Below are 14,157 nucleotides of genomic sequence, written 5' to 3'. Positions count from 1 at the left end.
TATCCTTTTGTAGTATCAATCTTGCGCTTTTTGCGCTATTAAAACACCTTCTATGATTTTTTTAATATCCCCATCTAAGATATTATCAACTTGTGAAAAAGCTTCATTTGAGCGTGTATCTTTAACTTGTTGATAAGGAAAAAGTACATAAGAGCGGATTTGATGCCCCCAACCTATCTCACTTTTTTCACTTGAATTTGCTTCATCTTGTTGTTTCATAAGCTCAAGTTCATAAAGGCGTGATTTTAACATTTTAAAAGCTGTGGCTTTGTTTTTATGTTGACTTCTATCATTTTGACATTGCACTACTATACCACTTGGCATATGAGTTATACGCACTGCTGATTCAGTTTTATTAACATGCTGTCCACCTGCTCCGCTTGCTCTATAATAATCAATCCTTATATCTTTTTCTTCAATTTCTATTTCTATATCATCATCAAGTTCAGGTGAAACCATCACACTAGAAAAACTCGTATGGCGACGCCCTGCACTATCAAATGGAGAAGTTCTTACTAAACGATGAATGCCATTTTCAGCTTTTAAATACCCATAAGCATTTTCACCTTTTACTAAAAAGCTAACATCTTTAAGCCCTGCTTCTTCGCCTTCTTGAAAGTCAAGTGTTTCTACTTTAAAACCTTCTCTTTCACAAAATCTCAAATACATCCTATAAAGCATGCTAGCCCAGTCATTACTCTCCGTTCCACCTGCTCCTGGGTGAATGGAAACTATGGCATTTTTACCATCATTTTCCCCACTTAAAAGCATAGAAATTTCAAGATTTACAATAAGATCTTCTAGCTTATTTGCATCTTCAAATAAAGCTTCTATAGTGTCTAAATCATTTTCACTATTTGCTAGATCAAAAAGCTCACTAGCGTCATTTAAAGCATTGAAAGCGTTCTCGTAGTTTTTTAATAAATTTGAAATTTTAGTTTTTTCTTTACCTATCACTCCTGCTTGTTTTACATCACTCCAAAAAGAAGGGGAATTTTCTAAATTTTCTATTTCTTTTAATCTAGCTTTTATCTCTTCAGGCTTAATAATAGAAGCGATATTTCCAACTTTGTTTTTTAATTTTTTTAAAAGTTCGCTGTATTCGTAATTATCCATAAAAATTTTCTTTCTAATTTTGATATAATTTAATCTTATAATTTTAGCAAAAAAATAAAATATTTAAAGTGAGAAATATGCCAAAACTTTTTTTAATGTCTTTAGGTTGTAATAAAAATTTAGTTGATAGTGAAATCATGCTTGGAAGATTAAGTGATTATGAAATTTGTGATGAGCCAAGCATAGCTGATGTTTTGATTGTAAATACCTGTGGCTTTATAGATAGTGCTAAAAAAGAAAGCATAAATGCGATTTTAGACTTACACGAGCAAAGAAAAAAAGATTCATTGTTAGTTGTAACAGGATGTTTAATGCAACGCTACCGCGAGGAATTAATGAAAGAACTACCTGAAGTTGATCTTTTTACCGGTGTGGGAGATTATGAAAAAATTGATGAAATGATACTTAAAAAAACTAATCTTTTTTCAAATTCCACTTACTTGCAAGATAAAAATACCAATCGTGTAATCACAGGATCAAATTATCACGCTTTTATCAAAATAGCTGAAGGATGCAATCAAAAATGTTCATTTTGCGCTATACCAAGTTTTAAAGGCAAACTCAAATCAAGAAGCTTAGAAAGTATTATAAATGAAGTAAAAGAACTTGTTAAAAAAGGCTATAAAGACTTTTCTTTTATCGCTCAAGATACAAGTTCATATTTGTTTGATCAAGGTCAAAAAGATGGACTTTTAAAGCTTATTGAAGCTATAGAAAATATCCAAGGTGTAAAGGCTGCTAGAATTTTATATCTATATCCAACAAGTATTAGCAAAGAAGTGATAGAAAAAATCATTCAATCAAAAGTTTTTGTAAATTATTTTGATATGCCTTTACAACACATCAGTGATAATATGCTTAAAATCATGAAACGCGGAGCTAACAAAGCTAAATTAATCGAACTTTTAAATTTAATGAAACAAGCCCCAAATTCATTTTTACGCACAGGTTTTATAGTAGGACACCCTGGAGAGAGTGATGAGGACTTTGAAGAATTATGCGCTTTTATAAAAGAATTTGGTTTTGATAGAATTAGTGTTTTTGCTTATTCTAAAGAAGAAGATACCGCAGCTTTTGAAATGGAACAAATTCCTAGTAAAATCATCAATGCAAGATTAAAAGTGATAGAAAAAATTGTTGATGAATGCATAGAAAAAAGCTTTAATCAACAAGTTGGTAAAAAAACCTTAGCATTTTGTGAAGGTCAAAGCTCTGAAGGAGAATTTTTCATCGGTGCAAAAGATTTGCGTTGGGATAGAAATATTGATGGAGAAATTCTCATCAATGAAAGTGATTGTGGAGATTTAGAAATGGGTGAGCTTTATGAGTGTGAAATCACACAGAGCTTAGATAAAAAACTCATTGCAAAAGCCTTAAGAAAGTTTGATGATTGATAGCAAATATTTAAATCATTTAAAGCAAGGGAAAAATCTTTTAGCGTTTTCTCATGGGAGTGATTCTAGTGCTTTATTTTTCATGCTTTTAGAAAAAAATATAGATTTTGATCTTGCTTTTATAAACTATAAAACTCGCAAAAATAGTGATAAAGAAGAACAAAGTGCCAAAGAATTAGCCAAGCATTTTCATAAAAAAATTTACATCAAAACCGCACCCAAGATAACAAAAAATTTCGAAGCTTGCGCAAGGGCTTTGCGTTATGAGTTTTTTGAAGAACTTTGCAAAAATCACTCTTATGATAATCTTTTACTAGCTCATCATTTAAATGATAAACTAGAATGGTTTTTAATGCAATTTTCCAAAGGTTCAGGGCTTAGAGAATTGCTTGGTTTTAAAGATATTGAAAAAAGGAAATATTTTACTATCATAAGACCCTTACTTGAAATTCCAAAAGAAGAAATTTCAAACTACCTAAAAGACAACAATATCGCTTATTTTCATGATGAGAGTAATGATGATGAAAAATATTTTAGAAATTTTATACGCAAAAATTTTGCCAATGAGTTTTTAAAGCTTTATCCAAATGGAGTAAAAAAAAGCTTTAAATACCTAGAAAAAGACTTAAAAGAAGAAAATATCTGTGAATTTAAAAATATTTACATTACTCATAAAGATGAAAGTTTAATCGCAAAATGCTTTAAAAAACTTGGAGTACTTTTAAGCGCCAAACAAAGACAAGAAGCTTTAAAAGGCGATGGAGTGATTTCACATAAAATAGGCATTGTTTATATACAAGAAAAAGTTTTGATTTTTCCTTTTATAAGTTGTGAGAAAATGCCGAAAGAATTTAAAGAAATTTATAGAAAAGCAAAAATCCCTAAACTCTTAAGAGCATATTTATACACAAAAAATATTGATGTAAAAGAACTTATGCAAGCTCTTTTATGATTTCTTCGAAAAGTTCTTTTACCCTTGCTTCTAAAAAATCTTTAAATTCAGCACTTGTAGCTTCGGTGCGCATGATAAGATATGGGCTTGTATTAGAAGCACGCAAAAGCACCCAGCCTTCTTTAAAGGTGATTCTAACTCCGTCAATTTCATTGCAATCAAGCACATTTTCAAAAGCGTTTGCTTTTACTTTTTCTTTAAATTTTTCTATGATTTGAAATTTATTTTCTTCACTAACCTTAAGCTTAATCTCTTCACTTGCATAAAGTTTTGGCAATTCTTTAACTAATTTTTCTATATCAAAACCATTCACTAAAAGCTCTAAGGTTCTTAAAAATGCATAAATTCCATCATCATAACCAAAATATCTATCTTTAAAGAAAATATGCCCACTAAGTTCTGCTGCTATGTCGATATTTTGCTCTTTCATCATTTTTTTAATATTAGAATGCCCAGTCTTACCCATCATGATAAAACCAAATTTAGCCACCTCATCGAAAAGATTTTTAGAACATTTTACTTCACCTAAAACTCTAGGATTTTTTATATTTTTAGCAAATAAATAGCAAAGCTCATCACCCTTAAATACATAATCTTTACTTGCGACTACTAAACGATCTCCATCTCCGTCAAAAGCAAAGCCCATTTTTGCATTTTCATTTTCTTTTAATGCAGCTTGCAATGCGTGTAAATTTTCAAGCTCTGTTGGATCGGGCGCATGATTTGGGAAATTTCCATCAGGATTTTCAAATAAAATTTGCGCATTAAGATTTAATTTTTCCACCAAAGGCTTTATAATCACTCCAGTAGCTCCATTTGCGCAATCAATGATGATTTTTTCTTTATAGTCCTTAAGATGTGAAAAATGTTTAGCTAAAAAGTCTATATATAAGCTTTTAACATCATAATTTTCATATCTTAAATCATCATTGATTTCAAGTTCTAAATACTCTTGCACTGTTAAAGAAAGCTTTTTCAAATCAGTACCAAAAAAACTTTCTTTATTAATCGTGATTTTAAAGCCATTGTATTCTTTTGGATTATGTGAGCCTGTTATCATGATATTTGCATCAAAAATATCATCAAAAAACAAACTAAAATACCCCATAGGAGTTGGTGCTAAGCCTATATTGAAAACTTGCATATTAGCTTTATTTAAACCACTGATTAAATAATTAAAAAGTTCATTTGCACTATATCTTGCATCATAACCTACGCTTACCTTCTCACAACCCCTTGCTTTCATTTCTAAACCCAAAGCATAGCCTATGGCTTTTACACTTTTTTCATTTAACTCACTTGGGTAAAGCCCTCTTATATCATACTCTCTAAAAATCAAATCTAACATTTTAATCCTTTTGTCTTCTAAGTTCTAATTTTGCTTGTTTTAAACTTTCTTCTATGTTTTCATTTTTGCTTGATAAACAAAGTTTAATTTCTAATTTTGCATTTTGATCTTTAAATTCAAAACTATATTTTTGCATAAAATTTTCAAGCATTTGAAGTTTGCTTTGCACAAAAGCCATACTTTCATTTTCAAATACAATGATAAAATAATCCTTATCATCTTTAAAAACCCTAGTATGTAAGGCTTTTTTTAAAATCCTAGCAAACTCATACATTATAAACTCGCCCATTTTTGAGCCTTTTTGATGATAAATTTCATTGATATTTTTTACTTCAATCAAGGCTAAATGAAAATTTTCAAGCCCTTGGGCATATCTTCTTAAGGCTTTTAAATTTGGCAAATTGGTTAAAGTATCAAAAAAGGCTATTTTATAAGCTTTATAGGCTAAAAATCCTATCAATACCAAAGAAGCAAATTCATAATAACCCAAATCAACACTATTGTAAAATAAAAACTGCACACTCAAGCCCATATAAGCAAGTAAAAAATGAAAATCATTATTTTTAAAATACGAAAATAATAAAAATATCATTCCCACCCAAAACACACAAAAGCTTAACTCACTAATAGGCTTAAAAAATTGCGTTGAAAGACCAAAAATTTCACTTGTAATGCTTGCATTAAAATTAGTACTTGTACTAAGTATTAACGCTACAAAACCCATGAAGGCTAAATACGCAAATTTAATGAGATTAATTCTTTCAAACACAAGTTTGCTATCTTGCAAAAATACAAAAAGCACAAAAGAAAAAGGCAAAAACACCGAGATAAACAAATGCGCTTGATATTCACTTGCCACTAAAGATAAAGCCCTAGCACATAAAATCAACAAAAGTAAGAAAAAAATCTTATTTTGCTTAAAAAAATAAGCTAAGAATAAAGCTAAAAACTCCAAAACAAGACTAAAAGAAGGTAAAAAAGATAATAAAACTAAACTCAATCAAATAACCTTAACTTAAAAATAATTTTAAAAATTATACAACAATTTTGAATTATTTTTTCATTACATATTTTTGTGCATCCTTTGCAATAGATGAAAGTTTTTCATAATGCTCTTTGCTTTCTTTTACAGCTTCTTCAATAGCCAAACCTTGCATAATAACACGGTAAAGATTTGGACGAGTTTTTTGCCAATTGCGTAAAGTTTGCACATCAACTCCTAAAAAGCCTGCTATATCTCGTTTTGTCATATTTAAATTCTTCTTTGTAAAAATTAATATTTTTGAGCATACTTGAAAATTATTTAAAAGATAACAGCATAATATTTATTCTTATTTTCTAAAAAATAAATAAATATTATGTTTTTTAAGATTTATTTTATATTTATTTTTTATAATTTTAAAAATAAAATCTAAGTTAAAAATTAAGGAGGAGTTGAATGTGAGTGCTGAAGAGATAGGCAATACTACAGCTATTATAATATTTACATTATATATGCTTCCATCAGTAATAGCACTTTGTAGAAAACATAGCAATTGGTTTGCAATTATTGCTTTAAATTTATTACTAGGATGGACTTTAATAGTATGGATTGTTTGTTTAATATGGTCTTTCATAAACAAATCACAGCAAACAATAATTATACAAAATGAAAAAATAATATCAAAGGATAAAAATGAACAAAAAAATTAAGATTGCTTTTATAGCAGGGTTAGCAAGTTTATTTGTAGCATGCGGTGGAGAAAAATTTCCAGGACAACCTAGCGATACAGTTAAAGTAAACCAAAGTCAATATACAAATGGAAATCTTAAAGAAGAAATTCCTTACAATTCTCAATCTAGAATTCATGGAGTAAAAAGAACTTTTTTTAGTAATGGACAACTACAAAGTGAAGAAGAATATAAAGATGGTAAAAAAGAAGGATTTGTAAAACAATATTTTGAAAATGGACAGCTCCAACTTGAAGCACAAACTAAAAACAATCAATATGATGGACAATTTAAATCTTATTATGATGATGGAAAAATAGAAGCCGAGGGAACTTATAAAAATGGAAAATATATCGGTGTTTATAAATTATATGCTTCTAATGGTAATATCGTTTTAGAGCAAAATTATAACAAAGATGGCAAAAAAGATGGAATTTTTAAAACGTATAGTCCAGATGGAGCCTTAATTTCAGAAGAAGAATATAAAAATGATTTAAAAAATGGTATTTTTAGAACATACAGAAATGGCGCTATAATAGATGAGCAAAAATTTGAAAACGGAAGATTAATTCAAAAATAGTTCAAAGGTTTTTTATGAAAAAAATTCTTTTATTTTTATTTTTTCACACCTTTGTTTTTGCAAATTTTTTACCAAGATGTGATGATCCAAAAATCATCACTCTTTTAGACCAACAATTAAAAAATTTTTATATATCACACTATGATGAAATGTTTGATATAGCTATAAAAGAAAAATTAAATCAAAGTGATTTTGAAACAGCTGCAATTTTTGAAAAAGATAAAATTGAAGCTTTTAATGAAATTAAATATTTTAACTTTGGTTTTCAAAATTTTAAATTTATCATTGACAGTAATATTCCAAATATTAGATTTTGTAGTGTTAAAGCTTTTTCGCCTTTTTTATTTTCAGTCCTAACAATAGATGCTAATATGCTAGAATATGTAAAAATAGAAGGGATTTATAGCATAACACAACTAGAATCAGAAATTTATGTTGCAATTATTACAGGTTTTGCAATAGATGTATTTTATGATTTTCTTGAAGACAATAAGAAACTTTTAAAAGAAATTTCTATGAAAGATTTCAAATAATACTCATTATTTGATACAATTTCAAGCAAAAAACTTAGGAATATTAATGGTAGAAGTAAAAAATCTCACTATGCGTTTTGCAAACCAACTTTTATTTGAAGATGTGAATTTAAAATTAAACCGTGGTGAAAGATATGGACTTATAGGCGCAAATGGTGCAGGAAAATCAACCTTTTTAAAAATTCTCTCAGGCGAAATAGAATCAAGTAGTGGAGAAATTTGTATAGATCCAAATTTAAAAATCGCTGTATTAGGACAAGATCAATTTGCTTTTGAAAACTACACTATCAAAGATGCGGTAATGTGTGCAAATAAAAGATTATATGATGCACTAAAAGAAAAAGAAAAACTTTATATGAGTGAAGAATTTACCGATGAAATCAATGATAGATTAAGCGAGCTTGAAATCATAACAGCAGAAGAAGATCCAAACTATGATTGTGAACTTAGATGTGAAAAAATTCTTAGTTCTTTAAATATTAAAGATTTTAATGCTCTCATGAGTACTTTACAAAGTGCGGATAAATTTAAAGTTTTATTAGCACAAGTATTATTTTTAGGTGCTGATGTGTTATTTTTAGATGAACCTACAAACAACCTTGACTTAGAAGCTATTTCTTGGCTTGAAAATGAGCTTTTAAGACATGAGGGAACTTTAGTAGTAATTAGTCATGATAGACATTTTCTAAATAAAGTTTGTACAAGAATTTTAGATGTGGATTTTAAACAAATACGCGATTTTGCTGGAAATTATGATGACTGGTATATGGCTTCAACCTTACTTGCTAAACAAGCTGAACTCAAACGCGATAAAACCTTAAAAGAAAGAGAAGAATTAGAAAATTTCATACGTCGTTTTAGTGCTAATGCTTCAAAAGCCAAACAAGCTACAAGCAGAGCTAAAGCTTTAGAAAAACTTGAACTTGAAGAGATTAAAACTTCAAGTAGGCGTGATCCTAGTATAGTTTTTAGAACAAATAGAGAAATAGGAAATGAGGTTTTAGAATTAAAAGGCATTAGCAAAGCTTATGATAGAACCTTATTTGAAAATTTAGAATTGAAATTAGAAAAAGGTGATAAAATAGCCTTAATCGGTGCAAATGGTGTTGGAAAAAGCACTTTAGCTAAAATCATCGCATCAAAATTAGAACCCGATAGTGGCCACATCCACCTTGGTGCTACCATAGAAATGGGATATTTTTCACAAGATACAACGAATTTAATTAATGAAGATTTGAAACTTTATGAATGGCTAATGAGTGAAAAATTCAAAGATTTGGATGAAATTCGCAAATGTCTTGGTAGAATGCTCTTTAGCGGAAGCGATCAAGAGAAAATGGCTTCTAGCTTAAGCGGGGGCGAAAAACACCGCTTAATGCTTTCAAAATTAATGTTAGAACGTGGAAATTTCTTACTTTTAGATGAACCGGATAATCATTTAGATCTTGAAAGTATCATTGCATTAGGTGAAGCCTTGTATAATTTCAAAGGTTGTGTGATATGCATAAGCCACGATAGAGAACTAATTAGTGCTTTTGCTAATCGTATATGGTTTTTAGAAGATGGGAAATTAACAGATTTTAAAGGAAGTTATGACGAATTTTTAGGAGGTTTAGAATGAATTCGTTTAAGATAAAATATGCAGCTGGTTTTGGACATTTTACTCAAAATCACAGAGGTTTTGGCCCAACTATTTATGTAGAAGAAAGTATTGATTTTCAAAGCGAAAAAGATTATTTTGACTATGTTGAATTTTATGAAAAATTCAGCAAAGAAGATGATACTTATTTTCACATTTCATTTTTAGAAGATCGCCCTTTAACTTCTCAAGAATTAGAAAGTAGAAATGCTTATAGAAAACTAAGGGATGAGCGCTGTAATAAAGCTAGAGAAGAGTTTATCAAAAACAATGAAATAGAAGCCGAATACTATCCAACTCATGGCGATTAAGGAATGATTTTTGCTTGTTTTTTCCTTGTAATATTTTGAAAGGAGAAAACATGCAAGTTAACCATGATAATTTATCGGTTAAAGAGTATGGATATGGTCAAAGTAGTGCTTATAAAAGCACTCAAGGAGCTAATGAAGACTTTATGTCTTTACTTAGTCAAAGCAATAGTGAAAATTTAAACGAGCAAAGCATAAAACTTGATGAGCTTTTTTCAAAAGCTATGAGTCAAGATCAATTTAGCACAGGAATTTTTAGCTCAAATATGTCAAATATTTATAATTATCGTTTTAGAGGACAAAACGAAACTCCTATGCAAGCTAATATAGAAGAAAAACAAGAACCACAAAAAGATATGGTAAAAGATCTTTTAAGTTCTTTATAAAAATGAAGTAAGCAAACGCTTACTTCCAAATAAGTCCGCTAAATTCAAACTCTTTTGCAAATTTTTTAAATTCCTCTTCTTCTTTTGCATTAACACTTAAAATCAGTTCAACATTTTCTTGAAATTTTTTTTCATATGAAATGTTATTTTTATTTAAAAAATGCTCAAATCTTGCATAAAGATGAAAAGGAATGTTTAAAATTAAAATATTTTTAGCTTCAAATTCTAAAAGTGTTGCATTTAAAATAGCTTCATTTGTAGCTTCACTATAAGCTCTTACAAGACCGCCTGTACCAAGTTTAATCCCTCCAAAATAACGCACCACAATCACCGCGCAATTAACAAGTAAAGCCCCTCTTAAGACATTCAAACAAGGCATAGCAGAAGTTCCTTTTGGCTCACCATCATCGCTTTTATCTTCTATGATTTGATCAAATTCATTCAAATACCTATAAGCATATACAAAATGCACAGCTTTTAAATGCTCGTTTCTTAGTTTTTGCATTAAAGTTTGAAAATCTTCAAAAGGACACAAAAAAGATAAAAAAGTTGATTTTTTGATTTCTATTTTTGCTTGATAAATTTGATCAATGGTTTTCATTTTTTCCTTAATTTAGTTATAATATTTAAATAAAATTATAATCAAAACAACTTATAAAAATTTAAGGATAAACTATGCTTCAAACTTGTATTTTTCCCGCAGCAGGTTATGGTACTAGATTTTTACCTGCTACAAAAACCCTACCTAAAGAAATGCTACCTATACTAACTAAACCTTTAATTCACTATGGTGTAGATGAGGCTTTAGAAGCTGGCATGGAAACTATGGGTTTTGTTACAGGGCGTGGAAAAAGAGCTTTAGAGGATTATTTTGATATTTCTTATGAACTTGAACACCAAATCGCAGGTACTAAAAAAGAATATCTTTTAAGTGAAATAAGAACACTCATAGATCGTTGCACTTTTACTTTTACAAGACAAAATGAAATGAAAGGTTTAGGAGATGCAGTTTTAAAAGCAAAGCCTTTAGTGCAAGATGAAGCTTTTGGAGTAATTTTAGCAGATGATTTATGTGTAAATGAAGATGGGGTAAATGTCCTAGCTCAGATGGTAAAAATTTATGAAAAATACCGCTGCTCTGTTATAGCTGTGATGGAAGTTGAAGCCGATCAAGTTTCAAACTATGGGGTTATAGCTGGAAATGCTGTGGAAGAGGATTTAATCATGGTAAATTCTATGGTAGAAAAACCTGATCCAAAAGATGCTCCAAGCAACTTAGCCATCATAGGAAGATACATTCTAACGCCTGATATTTTTGGCATTTTAGAAAATACTAAAGCAGGTAAAAACGGAGAAATTCAACTAACCGATGCATTACTTTCACAAGCAACTAATAATATGGTTTTAGCTTATAAATTTAAAGGAAAAAGGTTTGATTGTGGAAGCGTAGAAGGCTTTGTGGAAGCGACAAATTATTTTTATGAGAAAAGTAAAAATGCTAAATAATACTTTATTTTTTAAAACCCAAGATTTTAAAAAAATCACCGCTTATGCAAATAGAATGAATGATGAGTTAGAAAGTGGCGATATAGGGTATTATCACTTAGTAGATACAAGCTTTGATTTAATCAAAGAAAGCAAAGAATTTATCGCTACTAAAACTCATATAGAAAATATCGTTTTAGTGGGTATGGGTGGATCAAGTTGTGGGGTTAAAGCTTTAAAAGAGCTTTTATTTGATCAAGTAGAAGAAAAAAAACTTTTTATTATTGATAATACCTCCTCACATACTTTTACCCAAACTATGCAAAAAACAAATCCCCAAAAAACACTTTTTATCATAGCAAGCAAATCAGGTACAACTATAGAGGTGATTTCTTTATTTAAACTCATCATTGCTCATTTTGATTTTAAAAATGAAAATTTGCATGAAAACTTTGTGTTTATTACTGATTTTGAATCAAAACTTCACAAACTAGGTGAAGAATTAAACATAAAATGCTTTTTTATACCAAAAAATGTTGGAGGTAGATTCAGTGTTTTATCTGCTATTGGTATTGTTCCTTTGAGCTTTTGCGGGTATGATACTAAAGCCTTATTAGAAGGTGCAAAAGCTTGTTATGTGGATTTTTTTGAGAAAAAATGTGATCAAATTTTGCAAAAGGCTTATCATTATTGCACGCATAAAAGTGCGCATATTAATGTGCTTTTTTCTTATGGAGATGCTTTTAAGGGCTTTAATGAATGGTATATTCAACTAATTGCCGAAAGTCTAGGTAAAAAACAAGGCTTTAAACGCATAGGTTTAACCCCTATTGCTTTAATTGGCGCTAGAGATCAGCATAGCTTTTTGCAACTTATTATGGATGGACCCAAAGATAAAACTGTTACTTTTTTAAAAATCAAAGATAGTCAAAAATCTCCTAGTATCCCAAATATAAGCTTAAATCATTTACAAAATTGTGATTTTACTAATGAGGTTAATTTACATGATCTTTTAAACGCGCAATGTGATGCAACCATGCATGCATTAATTGCTGAAAATTTAAGCGTTGATGTCATAGAACTTGAAAAATTAGATGCTTATCATTGTGGGTATTTGATGTATTATTATGAGTTATTTACTTCTGCATGTGGCATTATGCTTGGAATTAATACTTATGATCAACCTGGTGTTGAAGTAGGAAAATTAATACTCAAAAATATGTTAAGTAAATAAATTTGCTTTATTGTAAAAAAAGAGTATAATGAAAATATAATAATTACTAACATTAAAATTTATTAGATAATAATTATTATTATTTAAGAATTTTATGTTATAATTTTAAAAAATAAAAAAGGAGATAACATGTCAGTAACAAAACAATTATTACAATTACAAGCGGATGCTCATAGTTTATGGATTAAATTTCATAATTATCATTGGAATGTAAAAGGTTTACAGTTTTTCTCAATTCATGAATATACAGAAAAAGCTTACGAAGAAATGGCAGAGCTTTTTGATGATTGTGCTGAAAGAGCTTTACAATTAGGAGAAAAAGCTATCGTTTGCTCAAAAACATTACTAGAAAATGCAAAAGCACCTAAGGTTCAAAAAGATTGCTTTACTCCAGTAGAAGTTTTAGAGCTTATTAGAGAAGATTATAAATATCTTTTGGTTGAATTTAAAAAGCTAAATGAAGAAGCTGAAAAAGCAAGCGATACTACAACAGCAGCATTTGCTCAAGAAAATATTGCAAAATATGAAAAAGTTCTTTGGATGCTTAATTCAACTATCCAAAATACTTGCTCTATGTAAGAATTTATAATGTTTTTTGACTTGCAAAGCTTTATTGCTTTAAGTCAAAAAACAAATTTAACCTCTCAAGAAAAACTACTCTTATTAAAACTTCGCACTCATTTTGAAAAAAATATCGATTTATTGCAAAAATTATATGATTATAGTTTGGTAGCTTATTGTGCTAATGTATATTTAAATCAAAGCTTGAAAAAAGAAGGTTTGCAAAAACACAAAGCCATTATAAAAGCTTTAACTAATCCTTCTTATAAAAAAGAAAAAATCCCCGTAGGTGGTTTAAACAATGCATTTTTAGCTTTAAAATTTGTAAAAAATTATGAAATACTTGAACACATCAACGAAACACACCCTCAATCTAAAATGGGTTTTAGAGCTAGTTTTATTTATGATAAAAAAAGAAAAAACTATATTTTAGCCTTTGCAGGAAGTGATTTAAATCCTTTGTGTTTTGATTTTAAAGATCTTTATAGTGATTTTTTAATTTTACTTAACAAAACTCCAAAAGGTCAAATTCAATCCATGCAGTATTTTTACAATCAACTCAAACAAAAATACACCATTGATAAAAAGCTCATCATCATAGGGCATTCTTTAGGAGGATATCTAGCTCAAGCTTTTGCAAGAACCTTTCCTAACGCGGCAAAAGAAGTCTATGCCTTTCAAGCACCTGGTTTAAACCAAAACTTTCAAAATCATTCTTATATAAATTTTCATATAAATACCACCCATAATTTAAATTTCAAAACTTACCAATGGTGGAATTTTAATTTTGTGCAAAAGCTTTATAAAAAAGATAGCAAGGAGATTTTACTACACATAGGAAGTATTAAACATCACCCTAACGTGTGTATTTATAAGCTACATGAATTATTTAAAATTCTTAACCCATAAGG

Annotated in this window: 17 protein-coding genes; 12 read left to right on the top strand and 5 right to left on the bottom strand. The window is 29.2% G+C overall.

What is annotated here, in order from left to right:
- Window positions 1-15 precede the first annotated feature (15 nt).
- A complete protein-coding gene (gene prfB / locus L8W55_RS03880; RefSeq protein ID WP_047207962.1) occupies window positions 16-1,116 on the bottom strand; it encodes a peptide chain release factor 2 in 1,101 nt (366 codons plus the stop codon).
- 77 nt (window positions 1,117-1,193) lie between these two features.
- Between prfB and rimO the strand changes: the two genes are divergently transcribed.
- Window positions 1,194-2,510 (top strand): 30S ribosomal protein S12 methylthiotransferase RimO, encoded by a 1,317-nt coding sequence (gene rimO / locus L8W55_RS03875; RefSeq protein WP_263677412.1) that lies wholly within the window; start codon window positions 1,194-1,196, stop codon window positions 2,508-2,510.
- The gene (gene tilS, locus L8W55_RS03870; RefSeq protein WP_263677411.1) at window positions 2,500-3,462 is read left to right on the top strand and encodes a tRNA lysidine(34) synthetase TilS; all 963 of its coding nucleotides are present in this window, start codon (window positions 2,500-2,502) and stop codon (window positions 3,460-3,462) included. The genes rimO and tilS overlap by 11 nt, the downstream gene beginning before the upstream one ends.
- On the opposite strand, the gene L8W55_RS03865 is transcribed toward tilS, so the two are convergent.
- From L8W55_RS03865 to L8W55_RS03855, 3 genes are read right to left on the bottom strand one after another with little or no spacing between them, the layout of a single operon-like run.
- Entirely contained in the window at window positions 3,443-4,810 is a 1,368-nt protein-coding gene (locus tag L8W55_RS03865) for a phosphomannomutase/phosphoglucomutase (protein WP_263677410.1), read from the bottom strand. The two genes, tilS and L8W55_RS03865, sit on opposite strands and share 20 nt — an antisense overlap.
- Window position 4,811: 1 nt before the next feature.
- Window positions 4,812-5,810 carry a GGDEF domain-containing protein gene (locus L8W55_RS03860; protein ID WP_263677409.1) on the bottom strand — a complete coding sequence of 333 codons (999 nt, stop codon included), beginning with the start codon at window positions 5,808-5,810 and terminating at the stop codon, window positions 4,812-4,814.
- 52 nt (window positions 5,811-5,862) lie between these two features.
- The gene (locus L8W55_RS03855; protein ID WP_039627892.1) at window positions 5,863-6,060 is read right to left on the bottom strand and encodes a hypothetical protein; all 198 of its coding nucleotides are present in this window, start codon (window positions 6,058-6,060) and stop codon (window positions 5,863-5,865) included.
- A gap of 190 nt (window positions 6,061-6,250) precedes the next feature.
- On the opposite strand from L8W55_RS03855, the gene L8W55_RS03850 reads away from it, so the two are divergent.
- From L8W55_RS03850 to L8W55_RS03825, 6 genes are read left to right on the top strand one after another with little or no spacing between them, the layout of a single operon-like run.
- Complete coding sequence (locus tag L8W55_RS03850; protein ID WP_201787069.1) at window positions 6,251-6,502, top strand: superinfection immunity protein; 252 nt, start codon at window positions 6,251-6,253, stop codon at window positions 6,500-6,502.
- Window positions 6,486-7,100: a toxin-antitoxin system YwqK family antitoxin gene (locus L8W55_RS03845; RefSeq protein WP_039627890.1), complete on the top strand. Its 615-nt coding sequence runs from the start codon at window positions 6,486-6,488 to the stop codon at window positions 7,098-7,100. The genes L8W55_RS03850 and L8W55_RS03845 overlap by 17 nt, the downstream gene beginning before the upstream one ends.
- Before the next feature lie 14 nt (window positions 7,101-7,114).
- Window positions 7,115-7,633, top strand: a complete 519-nt coding sequence (locus tag L8W55_RS03840) for a hypothetical protein (protein WP_039627888.1) — start codon at window positions 7,115-7,117, stop codon at window positions 7,631-7,633.
- Between the two features lie 46 nt (window positions 7,634-7,679).
- Window positions 7,680-9,254, top strand: a complete 1,575-nt coding sequence (locus tag L8W55_RS03835) for an ABC-F family ATP-binding cassette domain-containing protein (protein ID WP_214099012.1) — start codon at window positions 7,680-7,682, stop codon at window positions 9,252-9,254.
- Complete coding sequence (locus L8W55_RS03830) at window positions 9,251-9,583, top strand: hypothetical protein (RefSeq protein WP_039617462.1); 333 nt, start codon at window positions 9,251-9,253, stop codon at window positions 9,581-9,583. Before L8W55_RS03835 ends, L8W55_RS03830 begins: the two co-directional genes overlap by 4 nt.
- 50 nt (window positions 9,584-9,633) lie before the next feature.
- The gene (locus L8W55_RS03825) at window positions 9,634-9,966 is read left to right on the top strand and encodes a hypothetical protein (RefSeq protein WP_039666553.1); all 333 of its coding nucleotides are present in this window, start codon (window positions 9,634-9,636) and stop codon (window positions 9,964-9,966) included.
- Window positions 9,967-9,985: 19 nt separating this feature from the next.
- On the opposite strand, the gene L8W55_RS03820 is transcribed toward L8W55_RS03825, so the two are convergent.
- Window positions 9,986-10,567: an IMPACT family protein gene (locus L8W55_RS03820; RefSeq protein WP_263663600.1), complete on the bottom strand. Its 582-nt coding sequence runs from the start codon at window positions 10,565-10,567 to the stop codon at window positions 9,986-9,988.
- 74 nt (window positions 10,568-10,641) lie between these two features.
- Here L8W55_RS03820 and galU point away from each other — a divergent pair, with 74 nt between their 5' ends.
- From galU to L8W55_RS03800, 4 genes are all read left to right on the top strand, one after another.
- Window positions 10,642-11,472 (top strand): UTP--glucose-1-phosphate uridylyltransferase GalU, encoded by an 831-nt coding sequence (gene galU / locus L8W55_RS03815; protein ID WP_039667975.1) that lies wholly within the window; start codon window positions 10,642-10,644, stop codon window positions 11,470-11,472.
- Window positions 11,462-12,685, top strand: coding sequence for a glucose-6-phosphate isomerase (locus L8W55_RS03810; protein WP_263677407.1), 1,224 nt, complete (start codon window positions 11,462-11,464; stop codon window positions 12,683-12,685). Before galU ends, L8W55_RS03810 begins: the two co-directional genes overlap by 11 nt.
- Window positions 12,686-12,814: 129 nt before the next feature.
- Window positions 12,815-13,264 (top strand): Dps family protein, encoded by a 450-nt coding sequence (locus L8W55_RS03805; protein ID WP_263677406.1) that lies wholly within the window; start codon window positions 12,815-12,817, stop codon window positions 13,262-13,264.
- Between the two features lie 9 nt (window positions 13,265-13,273).
- Window positions 13,274-14,155: an Mbeg1-like protein gene (locus L8W55_RS03800; RefSeq protein ID WP_263677405.1), complete on the top strand. Its 882-nt coding sequence runs from the start codon at window positions 13,274-13,276 to the stop codon at window positions 14,153-14,155.
- Window positions 14,156-14,157 lie beyond the last annotated feature (2 nt).

It is taken from the genome of Campylobacter sp. FU_520, from assembly GCF_025772385.1.
GTDB classification, from domain to species: domain Bacteria; phylum Campylobacterota; class Campylobacteria; order Campylobacterales; family Campylobacteraceae; genus Campylobacter_D; species Campylobacter_D lari_C.
This window is presented reverse-complemented; position numbering and strand designations above follow the sequence as displayed.

What these genes read in the sequence shown, in the direction of transcription:
- L8W55_RS03800 (WP_263677405.1), top strand. Translation starts at nt 13,274, where the DNA reads ATGTTTTTTGACTTGCAAAGCTTTATTGCTTTAAGTCAAAAAACAAAT.
- L8W55_RS03845 (WP_039627890.1), top strand. Translation starts at nt 6,486, where the DNA reads ATGAACAAAAAAATTAAGATTGCTTTTATAGCAGGGTTAGCAAGTTTA.
- L8W55_RS03810 (WP_263677407.1), top strand. Translation starts at nt 11,462, where the DNA reads ATGCTAAATAATACTTTATTTTTTAAAACCCAAGATTTTAAAAAAATC.
- galU (WP_039667975.1), top strand. Translation starts at nt 10,642, where the DNA reads ATGCTTCAAACTTGTATTTTTCCCGCAGCAGGTTATGGTACTAGATTT.
- L8W55_RS03835 (WP_214099012.1), top strand. Translation starts at nt 7,680, where the DNA reads ATGGTAGAAGTAAAAAATCTCACTATGCGTTTTGCAAACCAACTTTTA.
- prfB (WP_047207962.1), bottom strand. Translation starts at nt 1,116, where the DNA reads ATGGATAATTACGAATACAGCGAACTTTTAAAAAAATTAAAAAACAAA.
- L8W55_RS03840 (WP_039627888.1), top strand. Translation starts at nt 7,115, where the DNA reads ATGAAAAAAATTCTTTTATTTTTATTTTTTCACACCTTTGTTTTTGCA.
- L8W55_RS03825 (WP_039666553.1), top strand. Translation starts at nt 9,634, where the DNA reads ATGCAAGTTAACCATGATAATTTATCGGTTAAAGAGTATGGATATGGT.
- L8W55_RS03830 (WP_039617462.1), top strand. Translation starts at nt 9,251, where the DNA reads ATGAATTCGTTTAAGATAAAATATGCAGCTGGTTTTGGACATTTTACT.
- rimO (WP_263677412.1), top strand. Translation starts at nt 1,194, where the DNA reads ATGCCAAAACTTTTTTTAATGTCTTTAGGTTGTAATAAAAATTTAGTT.
- L8W55_RS03805 (WP_263677406.1), top strand. Translation starts at nt 12,815, where the DNA reads ATGTCAGTAACAAAACAATTATTACAATTACAAGCGGATGCTCATAGT.
- L8W55_RS03820 (WP_263663600.1), bottom strand. Translation starts at nt 10,567, where the DNA reads ATGAAAACCATTGATCAAATTTATCAAGCAAAAATAGAAATCAAAAAA.
- L8W55_RS03865 (WP_263677410.1), bottom strand. Translation starts at nt 4,810, where the DNA reads ATGTTAGATTTGATTTTTAGAGAGTATGATATAAGAGGGCTTTACCCA.
- L8W55_RS03855 (WP_039627892.1), bottom strand. Translation starts at nt 6,060, where the DNA reads ATGACAAAACGAGATATAGCAGGCTTTTTAGGAGTTGATGTGCAAACT.